This window comes from Dysgonomonas sp. Marseille-Q5470, assembly GCF_951230145.1.
Lineage (GTDB): Bacteria > Bacteroidota > Bacteroidia > Bacteroidales > Dysgonomonadaceae > Dysgonomonas.
Map to the genome: position 1 here is coordinate 21,615 of NZ_CATNVE010000008.1, position 17,169 is coordinate 38,783.

A 17,169-nucleotide genomic window follows, 5' to 3' on the forward strand; every position below is an offset into this window, starting at 1 on the left:
CCTGTTTTGAGTATAATCCTATAACTCTTACTGAGGTTCGGAGCCTGGGTTTTGTGTAAGATTTTTATTTATTCTTAATTCCCTATATGGTATAGGTAATATAAGATTCTCTTTTTTGACATTATATGCTCTTGACGAAACATCCTTATCTATCGATTTGATATATGCTCCATCCGCTGTCATAACCTCTATTGCTTTGCCTGTACGTACCAAATCGAACCAACGATGATTTTCAAAAGCCAATTCATGCTTACGTTCATTGGCTACAACATCTGCTGTAACAACCGATACAGAAGGTAATCCGGCACGTGTCCGTACTCTGTTTACAAATGGAACAGCTTCCGCTCCGCGATTTTGATCGACAAGGCATTCTGCCATCAACAATAATGCATCCGAATAGCGATAAACCGGCCAGTTATCGTCAGTATTGAAAATATTGGTATGTGTGTGACGATATTTGTTTACAAAAGGAAGTGCAGTTTCATAATTATTTATACGTGGGTCTCCTACTTTGAATACATTTGCAACTACCAATGCATCGTTCTCTATTGTCCCTACTGCGATGGCCACAGATGGGTCGAGACGCAAGTCATTTGGTTCGTATGAATCGATCATGGCTTTTGTAGGTACATTCCATCCTCCGGTGGATGTTGTATTGCTGAACTCCACACCAGTAATGAGTTCGCCTTCTTTTGTGCGAGGCATAAAGAGATAAAGCCAGTTACTTTCCTGTCCTTGATTTCCCATCTGATACTGTACAGAAAATATGTGCTCAACGCTATTTTTCTTTGATGTATCGAACACATCTGCATAATGAGGCAATAAGTCGTATCCCATTTTGTTTATGACATCATCTAATTGACTTTCAGCAGTTGAGTAATCCGGGCTTGGTTTGGTCATTAATACATATGCATATAGCATTTTGGCCGCCCCTTTTGTTGCAGAACCGTCTTGTGGAAATTCAACTGTTTCGAGTTTGTCTATTGCGTCTTTTACATCATCGATAATAACCGCATAAACTTCCTCCGGTGTAGATTGTACGGGAAAAGCCTGATCAGCAGTTTTTACTTCAGTTAATTGTATTGGTATGCGAGCATAACACTGAACCAGTTCGAAGTAAGCCCAAGCTCGCATAAATTTGGCTTGTCCGATTATTCGGTTCTTGAAAGTATCGGACAAATCGGTGGCGTCTAAACGTGTTAATATTGTATTTGCTTGGGCTATTGTATTGTAACATCCGCTCCATAGTTCCGAAACCGTATAATTCTGACTTGTAACTAAAAAGTTAGCAACATCTTCACGGAATGAATTGCTATCCATTCGTTCATTGTTGTTGCGTGTATAATGGGTATTGTCAGATCGCATTTCGCCAACAATGTATCCAATGTTTATAATTGTGCGCATGCTTGCATATGCAGCATTTATAGCCTGATTGAAGTGGTCTTCTGTTTTATAAAACGATGCTTCTGTAGAACTACTTTCGGGATTGAGGTTCAAAAAACTCTCATTGCATGAGTAGAATAACAACATTACAGATAGGCATGCTATATATATTTTATTCATAATCAATAATTTTGAATACTAATTTGTATATTATTAAAAAGTAATATCTAAGCCGATAGTAAATGTTCTTGGAATAGGATATGTAGTCATATCAACACCCATTCCACTCCAGCTAAGACCCTTTCCGGCCTCATTATTGTTTATTTCGGGGTTTAGTCCAGGATAACCGGTTACAGTGAATAATTGTTGTCCTGAGAAGTATATACGAGCCTTTGATATATATTTGTTCGGTTTAAACGGAATTGTATATCCTAATGTAACATTTCGTAAGGTCATATACGATGCATCATACACCCATCCACTATGCTTTAGACGGAATATCTCAGTTGTACCAGTTAGTGTTCTAGGCACTTTACCATTTCCTGGGTTTTCGAGCGAACGCCAACGATTTTTAACTTCACGATCTACGTTGAATACACCATCAAGATTGAACGAATTGTCGGAAGAACCTAAAAACACATCACCCCCAAGTTGACCGCTGATCAATACACTTAAATCAAAATTTTTCCACGAAAACTCATTTGTAATACCATACAGAACATCCGGATTTGGATTACCTATGATTGTTCTGTCATTTTCGTCTATATAACCATTTTTGTCAACATCCTTCATTCGGGCAGTACCAACCTCCGATGACCAGTGTTTAGGTTGAGTATCAAATTCTTCTTGAGTCATATAAACTCCGTCGAAAACATATCCGTAGAATACACCGATCGGTTGTCCTACTTGTAATCTATTCCAGTCGGCATAACGTTCGTCCCCTCCTATAGGTGTATTGTTGGTACTTAATTTTACAACTTTATTACGGGGTATTGTTATATTGAGGTTTGTTTTCCAGTTGAAATCTCCTACTATATTTCTAGATTCTAGCGTAAACTCATGTCCCCATGTATCGAATCGGCCAACGTTAGCCGAAATATCGCTGAACCCGGACGACCAAGGGATATCTATCTGATATAGCAATCCGTCTGTAATCTTGCTATAATAATCGTACATGAAGAAAATACGGTCATTGAGAAATCCGACATCAACACCCAAATCTAATTGTTTTGTTTCTTCCCATGTAAGGTCATTGTTGCCTATGTTGCCTAATGATTTTCCGGGTGCTAGTGTTCCACCGAGTACATAGTTATTTTTATTCAATGTAGCTATATAACTGTAGTCTCCAATATTGTTATTACCTGTGACACCATAGCTAGCTCTTAACTTCAGATAGTTCATTACTTTGGTCACCGGTTTCATAAAGGATTCTTCCGAGGCAATCCATCCTCCCGAAACTGAAGGGAATGTAGCATATTTGTTCCCTTCTCCGAATCTGGAACAGCCATCCTTACGAATTGTAGCTTGAAGTAGGTAACGGTCTTTATATGTATAATTGGCACGTCCGATAAGTGAGGCCACAGTCCATTCGGTGGTCGAACTCGAACCTTTTGTTGTGGCTGCGGCATCGAGCCAAGGTACCTCATCGTCAGCAAAATCAGTTCCGGTGATAGTGCTGAATTCCGAATTTACTTTTTGGGCGGAATATCCGAGCAAGAGACTAATCGCATGATTTCCGAATGTTTTGTCGTAAGACAGCATATTCTCTATTGTCCAGTTATAGTATGTTCCAGTATCATAAGAGCCTTCAGCCTTTACTGGAGGTGGTGTAAACAACCCACCACCAACAAGAGATGATGCCCATTGGCGATTTCGAGAGTAGCCTATATCGGTTCCAGCCTGAAATTTGTATTTCAATCCGTTCCATATATCAATGTTCGCATAAGCGTTGCTTATCAAGGTTATGGTTCTCGTATTGTTTAATCGTCCGTCCAGATAGCGAAGCCAGTTTGGCTGTCCAAACATTCCCGGCGATTCGAGTGATACCTTCAGACTTCCATCTTTATTATAAGGACTTTGGCATGGGTCAGCTATCAAAGAAGCACTTAGAATCTCGCGGTATCCATCAGTGTTTTGGTTATTGTATATTTGAAATACAGGGGCTACATTAAAGCCTAGTTTAACTTTTTCGTGCAATGTGAATTCATTGTTGACACGTAGGTTGTAGCGTTCGAAATTAGAGTTTCTCACTACTCCTTCTTGCTTGAAGTATCCACCTATTACAGCTGTGGTCATAAAATCATTTCCGCCGGATACACTTAAACTATAACTCTGAATAGGAGCCGATCTTAATAATAACTTATACCAATTGGTACCTTCTCCGTACTGCTCGGGATGCTGATACATTTCAGGCACAGGGTCTGTTGATCCTTCGTATTTAATTTGATCTTCATAAAACTCCTTCTTGAACTGGGCAAACTCTCGGGCATTCATGACATTTATTTCCTGTAATCCATTAACAGATTGAACGCCGTAATTTGCGTGTAGAGTAACTTGTGTTTTTCCCTTCTTCCCTTTTTTAGTAGTAATGAGTATTACTCCATTTGCTGCTCGAGATCCATATAAAGCCGTAGCAGAAGCATCTTTGAGTACCGAGAAAGTTTCTATTTCATCGGGGTTTATATTATTTAATCCTGTTGATATTGGAATTCCATCTACAACAAATAATGGTTCACTTGCATTACTGATAGATGCAGCGCCACGTATACGAAATGCCATACCTTGTCCGGGAGCTCCGGATGTTTGATTAATTTGCACACCGGCTACCTGACCTTGAAGTTTTTGTCCTATTTGGGCTACCGGTATATCAGTCAAGGCATCTCCTTTTATCGTATTGATGGCACCTGTTATGTCTCTTTTCTTTTGGGTTCCATATGTTACCACAACTACTTCATCCAGATACTTTGTGTCTTCATGCAAAATAATATCAAATTTGGTTTGATCATTTATCGGAAGTACTTTTTCTGTAAAACCCAGAAAGTTAACTTTTATAGAATTACCAGTTGTAACAGATAGGTTAAACGCTCCGTTTTCATCAGTAGCAACCCCATTCGTTGTACCTTCGACAACAACACTAGCACCAATAATCGGTTCTCCTTTAGCATCTCTTACAGTTCCGCTGATGGATTTCTTTTGTTGTTGTTGAATCTGCTGTTTCAACTCTTCTTTCTTGTTAGAATCAGCTGGATAAATCAGAATAAATTTTCCATCTATTTCATACGCCAAACCCTTGCCTTTAAGGGCAATGTCTAAAATATCACTTATAGTACGATCTTTAACTGAAAGCGTTACTCGACTCTCATTATCAAGTTCATTGTTATTGTATAAAAAAGAGAAGTCGCTCTGCTTTTTAATCTCATAGAAAAGATTCTTCAGTTTGACATTCTCAAGTTTTAAACTCATTCTCATATTTTGAGAATAGCTGTTTGATGCTGATAATGAAAACACAATTGCAACTGTAAGAAATAGAGTCAGTTTCATAATTCTAAAAAGTCTTTTGTGGTAAAAAAGAGGTGCAAAAAATGTTTTTCTAAAATAATTTTTCATACTTTAGCATTAGTTTTAGTTAATAATTTTGAGATAACTTTATTGCGAAAACTTACTGAATCGGGAAATGGAGCTAACATTTTCCGATTCTTTTTTACATTTATGAGGTATTCATGCTCTTTAGTGTTTTTATTATTAGTTATTAGATCTTAGATTTCGTATATTTCTATTACATTTCCAGCTTGTCTATAATCGAATTTCCGATGTTTTTTGAATAAATCGAGAATTTGTTGAATACTCTCACCTCTGTCGAAGACTCCCGAGAACAGCTCCTTTTGGAGTTCGGATGATTTTATGTCAATCCTAATATTAAAGCCTCTTTCAAGTTTTTTTACAATATCGGAAAACGTTTCGGCATCAAAGTAGTAACTACCATTCCGCCATGTGGCATACATAGAAGCATCAACTTCATTTATATTGACCGATCCGGATAGTCTATCAAATATATATTGCTGATTCGGAGACAATATTATAGACTGTTCGTTTAGTAAAGAATCTGTTTTCTCAACTTTCACTAAACCTTCCAATAAAGTTGTGATTATCTTATTATCATCAGAATATGCCTTAACATTGAAATGAGTACCCAGCACTTTTACATTAATACTATTAGTTTTTACTACGAAAGGTTGTTGTTTGTTTTTTGCTACATCAAAATATGCCTCACCCTCTAATACCACCACTCGTTCTTTTCCTGAAAAGGAGTTTGGATATCTCAAGACCGATCCGGAGTTCAATTCTACAATGCTGCCATCACTGAGCGTTATTTTTGATTTTGAGCCATATTCACATTTAGTTTCTACATAGGATATATTTTCATCTGTAGATTTTATTGTTGAAAATAAACTTAGACCACCAATGATGATAAGAAGTGCAATTGAAGCGGCAGATATATATTGCCATATTTTTGTCTTTCTCTTATATGAATATTTAGAAACTCTGTTCTGAATAATATTAAATATTCTTTCTTTAGAATCATGAGCATGCTCAAATGATCCGTTATATCTTATCTTTTGTAATTTTTCAAAAATAGCATAGTTTCTTTCGTCTTCTGAAAGCCAGTTATCAACTAACATCTTTTCTTGATTAGTTGCCGTCTTATTTATTACAGCCACTATCGCAGGCAATATTTCAGGATTGTCTTTTATCATTGTATCGTGGGTTTATATTAATATAGAGTAAAAAAAAAAGAAAGACATCTAAGCCTTTCCTTGAAAAAAGTATCTTTTTATAGAAAAAATATATAAAAGGGAGAAATTACTTATATAATAGCTAGAAAAACAATCAGTTTTTTCTTCAAGATATAAGCAAGTTTTTTAATAGCTATTACGATTTGTGCATTTACGGTTTTTTCCGAAATGGATAAAATCTCAGCTATTTCTCGGTATTTCAAGCCTTCTTCTTTGGCCATCAGAAATATCAGTTTACATCGTTCGGGTAATTCATTTATTGCACTCTGTATAGCCAAAACGAGTTCTTCATTAATATAAATCTCTTCGGGAGTCAAATCACTCGAGGCCATCCCCAAAGGGATATCATCGATAATTAAGGATTCGATATTCTTTGATTTGTTGATATAATAGAGAGCTCTATTGCGGGTTATAGTAAAAAGATATGCGACAATATTCTCTATATTCAATAATTCTAATCTGTTTTGCCATATACTAAAAAAAACATCAGAAATGATTTCCTCTTTAGTTTCATTATTTTTTATAAAATAACTGGCAAAACGATATATCTGAATATAGAACTTATCATAGAATAAACGAAAGGCATAAGGGTCATTCTCAGATATCTTTTCCAGAATAGCATTGAGTTCATTAGAGTTATTCATGCTAAAATTGTTTAAGCCTCACAAAAGAAAAGTCAAACGTATAAATTTTTTTGCATAAAATTGATTAATTACGATAGAAGAACTTCAAAATTTCTTTTATTCATCTAATTTCATTAAAACGAAGTATGGAGTGATCCGAAAAATATAAAAAATTAGAGCTTTTATTATATGAGGTACTGTTTGGCTTATAAAGAGTATATATTGTTGGTAATATATTTAAATAAATTGGCGGATGAATTCAACTACTGATTCGCATTAATAAATTAAATAATCGAAATATTAACAATATAAAAATCGTTATCGCTTAAATCTATCATAGGATATATATATGTTTACACTACATATACATTTGTTCTTTTCCCCACCAATGTCTATTTGCAGATTTGTAATGTATAAAATAAAAACAACCATATAAAATAATATTTCACGTAATACCTACTTTAGCAGTTGAAATCACTCGAAATGATTTGTTAACTATAAATTTAAAACGATGGACAAATGAAAATTCACATCAACAGGCATTTACAGATTTGGTGGATTCTATTGTTTATAGGACTGTTCCATGCACAATTAGCATCAGCCCAAACGGGATCTACAATCCTTGTACAAGGAAAGGTTTTGGATGTAGAGAATATAGAGATTATTGGAGCCGTTGTCAAAATTCAGAACAGACAAATAGGCACAACTACGGATGAAAAAGGAAAATTCTCCATAAATGCCCATATAGGCGAAACTTTGGAGATATCATTTATGGGCTACAAAAAACAGATAGTCAAAGTCACATCATCTCAACCACTAACTATTGTTTTAGAAGAAAACAGCATCGAACTGGGCAATGTTGTAGTCGTTGGATACGGAACAACAAGCAAAGAAAAATTGACAGGTGCAGTTGCCAATGTATCTACCGCCGACTTCAAAAATCGGCCTATAACAGATGTATCATTAGCTCTTCAGGGCAAAGTTACAGGAGTACAAGTAACACAAAATTCGGGACAGCCGGGTTCGGATGGTGGTACAATCACAATCCGAGGCATAGGTACTCTAAACAATTCTTCGCCATTAGTCATCATCGATGGATTCGAATCTTCATTCGATAAAGTAGACCCTAAAGATATTGAGTCTATGACGGTACTAAAAGATGCCGCTTCGGCAGCCATCTATGGAAACAAGGCTGCAAACGGTGTTATCCTTATTACTACAAAAAAAGGTAAAAGCGGAGCAATGTCGATCGAATACAATGGCTACCTTGCTGTTCAGGATGTTACCCGCTACCCTTCCCTGCTCGGCTCTGTCGATTTTCTGGAATTATATAATGAAGCCCGAATCAATTCGGGAATGCAAAAATTATATAGCGACGAGTATATAAACAATTTCCGACGAGGTGATGATTTGGCTGCATATCCTGATCGCAATTGGGCTGATTTTTATTTCAAACCTGCTGCTCAACAAAATCACTATTTGAAACTAAATGGCGGAACAGAAAAATTGACATACACCCTATCGCTTGGTTATTTAGATCAGAACGGAATATTACAGGGAACAGATTACAAAAAATATTCTTTCAGGTCGAATGTAAACACATCCTTCCTAAACGATAAGTTAAAAATAGCCGCTAACATATCAGGTTATGTAGGCGATCAAACCGATTTGGTCGATGGAACAGAATCGACATTGGCTCGTGTGGTTCAAATGCACCCTACCGTTGTAGCCAAAATGGAAGGATATGGATGGACTTCATGGTTTTATAATGATGCCGTGCGCGAAGCCGGAGGTAAGAAAGGATTGGATAAAAAAAGCTTTACCGGAAATCTGAATGCAATACTTCAAATAACTAAACAACTGAAACTGGAAGGAGCTGTTAGTTACGACTACAATATGGAATTCGGACAAACTTATGCTCCAAATATTAGCTTGTATACAATAGAGACCGGATCGAATGGCGAGCAGACAATCGGTAAAAATTCATCGCGCGAATCGATGATAAGAGAGAGTACCTATCGATATGGCACAACATCGAGCTATGCAACCCTTTCTTACTGGCTGAATGTAAACGACGACCACCACTTCAAGTTATTGGGAGGAGCACAGCAATCAGAGTGGGAAGGCAAATATTATCAAACACAGCGTAGTCGCTTAACAGCCAACCTGCCAACCCTCGAAGTAGGAGATCCTGCCACACAGAAAAATAGTGCGTGGGCTTCCACTGTCAGATCGTTGTCTCTATTTGGGAGATTTAACTATGATTATAAAGATAAGTACTTATTCGAAGCCAACATGCGTTACGACGGATCTTCCAAATTTGCAATAGATAATAAGTGGGGGCTATTTCCTTCTTTTTCCGCCGGATGGCGTATATCGGAAGAACCTTTCCTCAAAAAAGGCCTACCTTGGGTAAACGAACTCAAAGTACGTGTATCATGGGGGCAACTGGGAAATGAGAAAATATGGAGTTCTTATGCCGGAATAGATATTCTATCGGTAGGAACAGCTAATTATATATGGAATAAACAAAGTGTAACAGGATCGGCAGTATCATACATTGCTAACAAAGACCTGACATGGGAAACGACAACACAGAAGAATGTAGGATTAGATTTCACTATCCTCGACTCATTTTCGGTGTCGGCCGACTTCTATATTAAGCAAACAGACAATATTCTAATGCAATTACCGGTATCCAGTACTTTTGGATTTACTGAAGATCCTTGGCAGAATGCAGGTAAAATGCGCAATGTGGGATATGAATTCACATTGGGATATAACAAAGAACTATTCAAAGGGTTCGATTTTAATGCAAATGCGACTTTGTCATTCAATAAAAATAAAATATTGGATCTGAAAGGTATGAGCCCTATCCTCAACGATACAAAAGGTATTTTGTTACAAGAAGGCTTACCCATCAATACTCTATATGGTTACGAAGTGGAAGGTATCTATCAGAACGAAGAAGAGATTCATAATCAGCTGAAAACTTTCGACCGATACGGAAACCCTGTCAACTCATACTCAGGACTTGTAGCCGCTCCGGGCGACATCCGCTTCAAAGATCAAAATGGAGATGGCATTATAGACAAAGACAACGACCGTGTTGCTCTTGGTGATCCATCACCCGACTGCTTGTTCTCGTTCTCTACAGGAGCCAGATACAAAGGATTCGACTTCACTATCTTCCTGCAAGGCGTATTGGGTGGCGAGGGTTGGAGCTCAGGCGAACTGGTTTCGCCATTTTTCAACAACTACAATAGTGCAGGATGGATGATAAATCGATGGACTCCCGAAAAGCCGAACAATACCTATCAGCGGGTATTTATAGATAGCCAACGATCGGCCATCAAGTCGGCGTACTATGTAGAAGATATGTCTTATTTGCGTTGCAAAAATATAGAACTAGGTTATACTATACCAAGTTCTCTGCTAAATAAGATAAGCATTACAGGAGCCAGAGTGTTTGTCAGTGGACAAAATATGTTCACCCTCACCAAGTATAAGGGATTTGATCCCGAAAGAGCAGGGATAGACGCAACCAATATCTACTCCTACCCTTTAGTTAAGACATTTACAGCAGGTATAAACGTAACATTCTAAGTCATGAAAAAGAACTCATTAAAATATATTGTAGCAGTATTGCTTCTTTTGTCGGCAAGTTCTTGTTCCGATTACCTGAATACTGTCCCTACCGACAAAGCATCTCCGGATACATTCTTGAAAGATATAGATCAGGCTAAAAGCTTGTTGGCTGGTATTTATTATTGCTTATACGACGAAAGCCCGAGCTATATAACGCCCTACACATGGGAAAATATGTCGGATAACTCATTCAATCCCAATACATGGGAGTTCTCTGCCGAATTTGCCAAAGGCACGCAAACAGCAACAAGCTGGTGGGCCGAATATAAATGGACAAGGGACTGGCAAGCTATTTCGCGCAGCAACTCGTTGCTTCGAGGTCTGGCATCGAACAAAACACTGTCGCAAACAGACAAAAATTCGATTATGGCCGAATCCCGATTCCTAAGAGCCTTATTCTATTACGACTTGATTTGCTTTTATGGAAGAGTTCCTCTTCTGGACGAAAATTCACCGATGGAAAATCAGCCTCGCGAGGAAATATCTAAAGTATTGGCATTTATGAACGATGATATAGATTTTGCAATCGACAATCTAAAACACTCATTTGGAGGCGAATCAGCATCTAAAGGCGCAGCTTATATGCTGAAGCTACGCATTGCTCAATATGAAAACAACAATCTGGCAGTAATAGATGCAGCTAAAGAAATTAAGAAATTAGGGTATACTTTATATCCCAATTTCTCAAAATTATTTCTAGAAGAAGGTACAACGGATACATCTAACAAAGAGATCATCTTGAAGATAAATTATGCAACCGACCTTCGTTCCAGTTATATGACAATGCTTTGGTATCACTGGAATTCTTTTCAGACGACTTTGCCTATGGTAGAGTGTTTCTTCACCGCCAATGGACTTCCGATCAAGACACTGGAAGCGGACGGCGGCGGTTCTATACCTAAAGATGCGTCTTATGATCCCGATCATCCTTTTAGCAATCGTGACCCTCGCCTGCATATGTCCATTCTTTGTCCCGGATCGGAATATCGATTAGACGCCGAATCTCGTTACCAGGCAAATTGGGTACCTGCCAGTTGGGCTAATATATCGGGATTCCGTCCTAAGAAAGGAGCCAACGAAAAACTGGCTAATACACAAAACGATGGTTGTGACAAAATAATAATGCGATATGGCGAAGTGCTATTGGCATGGGCCGAAGCCGAAAACGAACTAAACGGACCGGCCAATGTATATCCGTTGATAGACGAATTGCGGAACCGTGTGGGGATGATTACGCTATCGGAGTCTCTGCCAAATCTGACTAAGGAAACAATGCGTGCTTTGATAAGAAACGAACGCCGTGTCGAACTTTTTCACGAAGGACAACGCTGGCTCGATATTCGCCGTTGGAAGATTGCCGAAAAAGTAATGGTAGATGCCATTGGCTTAGATGTGTCTAAACTAAAATGGTACTGGAATGGAAATGTTACCTCCGATTGGAAATACGAATCTATAATTATCGACAAACGATCTTTTAATAAGGATAGGGACTACCTTTGGCCAATCCCTCAAAAAGAGATAAATGCCAACCCTATGATCAAAAATGATCAGAATCCGAATTATTAATATGTGATGATATGAAAAAGATAATACAATATACAGCAATATTCGCACTGATACTACTTACTGCCTGCGAACAAAAAGTAGAGAATGTGAATCCTACATGGGCACGGGCAATCTATCCGAACGAAGGAGCAACTGTAAAAATCGATTTTTTCAAGCCCGATGCACTTCAGACTTTTACTTGGGAGACAAGACCCAATTCTACTTACAAGATATATTTCGATACGGATATGCATTTTCAGAATCCTTATGTTTTCGACGTAGGATCCAAAGATTCATTGAAAGTAACAAATCAGGAGTTTCTGAATGTATTACGAGAGGTATGGCCCGATTTTACAAGTATCAAAAGATTTTTTTGGAAAGTAGAACAAAACACCAACGGAGAAGTATTTACCACATGGCGATACTTTAATGCAATACTGGCAGTAGAAAGTTTTGTAGACAAACGGGATGGTGAAGAATATGAAGCCCGACAGTTCGTCTTGAACGATGGATCGTTGATGACCATCATGGCCGAAAACCTACGGGCAAAAAAATATTCGGATGGGACACCTCTTCCTCTTCCATACAAGGGGGCTTATACCAGCGATCCGATATACAATGCTAAGGCCGGAGGATATTATTCGTGGGCGACAACCGTTCGCATATCGTGGGATGAAGCTAAAGCAGCAACACTCAATAAAGAAAATATACAAGGAGTATGCCCCGATGGTTGGCATGTACCTTCGTTGTCCGAGTTTGATAAACTACGAAGATATTTAGGAACCGAATCGGGAGGGAATCTGGTAAAAGATCCATCTTATTGGAAAACGACAGCCAACATAACCAATATTACAAAGCTAAACATTATAGCATCTGGCTACTATTGGCACGAAGGCGTCGGGTTTATAACACAGGGGCTGGACGATGGAAACCCTTTCACCGGATTCTGGAGTTCTACGCCATACCTCAAAGGACAGCAATTTGCATGGGGTGAAGCGGCATTGGATGAGGATAAGAATAAAGCAACGCTAATGTCTATGTACGATGATGTAGAAGGCATTTATCTGCAAGGCTATTCAGCTATTCCAGGTGTAGAAAACCGTTGCTACCCGATAAGATGTATTATGGATGAAATAAAGTAACCTAAAAAAGAGCAAGATGAATATTTACAGACTAATATATGTATGCTGGTTATTAGCACTACCCTTGTTTGCAACAGGGTGTCATGATTCTTCGGTCGATAATCCTGATCCCCAGGAAATAGATAATAGCTTCTATCCAAAGCGGTTCTACATCGATCCCGAAAACGGAGCTTATTATAATACCGGACATTCGCCATCGCAACCTTGGGAAAGCGTAGACCGCATTCTCGAACGGACATGGACACCGGGAGATACAATATTGATAAAAAGAGGAACCGTATATAATGGTACGATTACCCTAAAAGGAAATGGAACACAAGAAGCTCCTATTGTTATCATGTCATATGGAGACGAGAAGCTGCCTCTACCCGAAATAAACGGAGGTGGCACTAAAGACGAAACAATCCTGATACGCAATGTGCAATACTGGGAATTGCATAACCTGAAAATAACCAATAAGGGGACGCAACCTCGTGCCAAAAGCGTTGGTATCCGCATTGTTGCCGATAATATACCAAATGGAATAATGAATCACATACATATAAAAGGGTGTACTGTACAGGATGTATACGGTACTAAGACACACCATCTGGAAGGAGGCGGAGCAGGTATTTTTTATTACAATGTATTGGAAGGTAATATTCCCAGCAGCTTTAATGATATTGTAATAGAAAATTGCCATATCAAAGATTGTCAGCGTGATGGATTGACAGGATATGTATCAACCGGTGATCGTAGCAAAAGAAAAGCAAATACGAATTTCATTTTTAGAGGTAATCTATTCGAAGGTATTCCCGGCGACCAGATTATTGTAAACAGTTGCGACAAGGCAATTGTAGAAAACAACATCGTACGCAATTGTGCCGAAGGAGGATGGTCACCCGAAGGGGCTTCGTTCCGAGCCGAAGCATCAGCCGGATTGTGGTGTATCCATAGCGACGAAACAGTGTTCCGCTACAATATAGTACAAGACCACAAAGCCACATGGGACGGACAAGCATTCGACTGTGACCAAAACTGCCAGAATACACTTTTCGAATATAATATCTCATACAACAACGTGGGTGGATTCTTCTTGCTTTGTCCTGCCGATGGTGCTTTCGATAAAGGTTATGCTACCCATAAGGGTACTATTGTACGATATAATATAAGTATCAATGACGGCACGCGCGACTATGTAAAAGAAAATGGGTTGACCATATCGTCTGCCATCGATGTAGTAGGACGTGTAGATGGTACATATTTCTACAACAATACAATAATTAAAACAAAATCGGCAACACAAAATGCCGATAATAGTGCCATTACTTTCGACAATTATACCAACATCCCTAATTCGTTAGTATTTGCCAACAATATATTTTACAACACAACAGGTATAGCCAATGAGTTTTGTAAACTAAACGTAGGTTCTCTGAGCTCGAATAAAGGAGTCATTTTTCAGAACAATTGTGTATATGGATATTCTACACCTATACCGGGTACAGGCTCTTACAACAGTGGAAATATAACTATCGATCCTAACTTTGTTAAACTAGTTACCGACTTTGTTAACTCGAACAATCTGGTAGATAAAGATCAAATATTGAATGGGCTGAAATTGGCTACCGGCTCCCCTGCTATCGCCACCGGAACCACCGTTTCGGACGGAGGATTTTATCCCGTAACGAATGATTTCTGGGGTGTTGCTGTCGGATCAAGTAAAAATATGGGAGCATATAACCACTAAAAAGACAATATCATGAATAAAATGATAAGAAATGCAATTTTGGCAGTTACCGGTATTCTCATAGTATTGGTAAGCTGCAATACCGAAAACGATTTTTATGAAGTTGGGCGACAACCTGTTTTTCTCAAATACCCTTCAAAGGATACCACATGGGTATTAAATTACCAAAAGCCCGACTCGCTCTATCGTTTTTCGTGGGAGTCGAAGCGAAACTATATTGAATACAACCTTGTATTCAGCCTGAGCGAAGATATGAGTACTCAGAAAGTAGAAGTAGCAGCAGGAATTAAAACAGACTTCTATCTCACAACCATGCAAGTAGATTCTATACTAAGTTCGATGAATATTGGTATAGGAGAACAACATACAGTCTACTGGTCTATAGATGTTGTAGATCAGGAAGCCGGCTGGTGTGACGAGATCAGGAAGTTGACGATAACCCGTTGCGATTTACCTACAAATGTAATCATGTTGGATAGTCCCTCCAGTTTGGCTGAACTGACATTAGACAAGGCTAATCCAGAGAATCTTATAACATTTAGTTGGACTTGCCAAACAGAAGTGAAAGATTATGTTCTGGAAATGAGTTTCGATAGCAATTTCGATAATGTGATACAAATAGAAAATGGATCAGAAAAATCACATGAATTCTCAAATAAATATTTCGATGACATGCTCAAAAATCATGGAGTAGCACTAGGTCAGAGTATTCCGCTCTATTGGAGAGTTAAAGGAACAGGGAATTTGAACAATCCAATTGAAAATAGTGCCGAAAGAGAGATTTCGATAAGACGTTTTGCCCGCGATCCGGCTCAGGTGACTTTGACAACGCCTGCTGAAGGCAGTACAGTATTACTTGCTTTAGAGAGTGCTTCAGATATGTTCCAGTTTAAATGGTCATGTGATACCACAGGAGTAAGCTACAAAGTGAAAGTATATGATAAAGAGTTGAATGTATCGGTGGAATTCGATGCCGGAAGCAATAAATCATATTCAATTTCACAAATAGATTTTGATCAACTATTAGAACAAAAATTTGAAATGGTTGCATCACAAAAAAAGAAAATGTATTGGGAGGTTATTCCAAACGATCCTTTACGCGCTGTTTCGAAACATACCGGAACTTTTACTGTAAGACGCTTTTTGGCGGTAACGGCTGCTCCTAAAATCAAATTGACAGCATTACCTACTGATGCAACGGCCTATACTCTCAATGTATCGACACCGACAACAAACCTTACTACAGTTAATTGGGATTGTTCGGCAACCGGAGTTACGTATGCCATAGAATACAGTTTGAACGCTGATATGACGCACTCGAAAGTGAAGGAACTAACAACGAACAAAACAGTCGGTTTCACTCACAGTCTGCTTGACGATATGCTATCGGACTTAGGAGCTTCGTATTGGACCAAAACTGTTTATTGGCGAATAGTAACAACTGTAGCTGTAATGACCGAACCATCGGACATACATAACATGAAATTGACAGGTATGATAAAACCATTGGTAGACAAACGAGACGCCTCTTTTCCACAAACATATCCGGTGACGAAAATAGGGAATAACTTCTGGATGGGAGCAAACTTGCGAGCTACCAAATACAGCGATGGCACAGCCTTCACTACTGTAGATTTGGCTTCGAAAACCTATACGGGAGGTGCTGTAACAGATGCGAATGTGATTGGGCAATATTATACATGGCCTACAGCACTGCGTACGTGGCAGTCGGCAGGTTCGAGCGAGAACAGTATTATACAAGGTGTGTGCCCTGATGGATGGCATGTATCCACACTTGCAGACTGGAATGCCTTGATAAGCACTTTGTCTCCGAATCCGGCCAAGAAAGTGAAATCGACACAGTATTGGAATAATCAATGGGAAGTGACAAATAGTAGCGGTTTGAATTTAGTTCCCGGAGGGGTATTCTGGCATGGCAATGTAGGTGCCCCCGACAACGCCGACAGTGGAGGCAAATCCGGATATTGGACAACGACTGTAGGCTCTTCTACGACAGCCTACATGGTAGAGGTATTTGATTGGAATTCGGATGACATTGTTCCATGGCACTATCTGTCTCGTCCATGGAGCGAAGGAGATGGCACAGCTTCGAAAATGGTGAATGTGCGTTGTGTAAGGAATACGAATTAACGATCTTATAAATAATAGAAGATCCGTTTTCTTCAATCTTTTTTGCAATAAGGATTGAAAGAAAACGGATTTTTTTTATCTATACTAAAAGGCTTTTTTGATAGCGATACGAAAAAAAGTAACAATAAAAAACATGCTGAAAAGTGTCACTTTTG

The 17,169-nt window shown here is 38.6% G+C and carries 9 protein-coding genes; 5 read left to right on the forward strand and 4 right to left on the reverse strand.

Annotated features, from left to right (window positions below):
* Positions 1-27: 27 nt before the first annotated feature.
* The 4 genes from QOX35_RS12740 to QOX35_RS12755 all read right to left on the reverse strand — a co-directional run bounded on the left by QOX35_RS12740 (position 28) and on the right by QOX35_RS12755 (position 6,820).
* On the reverse strand, positions 28-1,563 hold the full coding sequence (locus tag QOX35_RS12740; protein ID WP_283687239.1) for a RagB/SusD family nutrient uptake outer membrane protein: 1,536 nt from the start codon (positions 1,561-1,563) through the stop codon (positions 28-30).
* 33 nt (positions 1,564-1,596) lie between these two features.
* Positions 1,597-4,923, reverse strand: a complete 3,327-nt coding sequence (locus tag QOX35_RS12745) for a TonB-dependent receptor (protein ID WP_283687240.1) — start codon at positions 4,921-4,923, stop codon at positions 1,597-1,599.
* Positions 4,924-5,138: 215 nt separating this feature from the next.
* A complete protein-coding gene (locus QOX35_RS12750; RefSeq protein WP_283687241.1) occupies positions 5,139-6,137 on the reverse strand; it encodes a FecR family protein in 999 nt (332 codons plus the stop codon).
* Between the two features lie 110 nt (positions 6,138-6,247).
* The gene (locus tag QOX35_RS12755; RefSeq protein WP_283687242.1) at positions 6,248-6,820 is read right to left on the reverse strand and encodes an RNA polymerase sigma factor; all 573 of its coding nucleotides are present in this window, start codon (positions 6,818-6,820) and stop codon (positions 6,248-6,250) included.
* Between the two features lie 498 nt (positions 6,821-7,318).
* Here QOX35_RS12755 and QOX35_RS12760 point away from each other — a divergent pair, with 498 nt between their 5' ends.
* From QOX35_RS12760 to QOX35_RS12780, 5 genes are read left to right on the forward strand one after another with little or no spacing between them, the layout of a single operon-like run.
* Positions 7,319-10,405 (forward strand): SusC/RagA family TonB-linked outer membrane protein, encoded by a 3,087-nt coding sequence (locus tag QOX35_RS12760; protein WP_283687243.1) that lies wholly within the window; start codon positions 7,319-7,321, stop codon positions 10,403-10,405.
* A 3-nt stretch (positions 10,406-10,408) separates the two neighbouring features.
* Positions 10,409-12,013 carry a RagB/SusD family nutrient uptake outer membrane protein gene (locus tag QOX35_RS12765; protein ID WP_283687244.1) on the forward strand — a complete coding sequence of 535 codons (1,605 nt, stop codon included), beginning with the start codon at positions 10,409-10,411 and terminating at the stop codon, positions 12,011-12,013.
* An 11-nt stretch (positions 12,014-12,024) separates the two neighbouring features.
* Positions 12,025-13,134, forward strand: a complete 1,110-nt coding sequence (locus QOX35_RS12770) for an FISUMP domain-containing protein (protein WP_283687245.1) — start codon at positions 12,025-12,027, stop codon at positions 13,132-13,134.
* A 16-nt stretch (positions 13,135-13,150) separates the two neighbouring features.
* The gene (locus tag QOX35_RS12775; protein WP_283687246.1) at positions 13,151-14,863 is read left to right on the forward strand and encodes a right-handed parallel beta-helix repeat-containing protein; all 1,713 of its coding nucleotides are present in this window, start codon (positions 13,151-13,153) and stop codon (positions 14,861-14,863) included.
* A gap of 12 nt (positions 14,864-14,875) precedes the next feature.
* Positions 14,876-17,014: a SusE domain-containing protein gene (locus QOX35_RS12780; protein ID WP_283687247.1), complete on the forward strand. Its 2,139-nt coding sequence runs from the start codon at positions 14,876-14,878 to the stop codon at positions 17,012-17,014.
* The last annotated feature ends 155 nt before the right edge of the window (positions 17,015-17,169 follow it).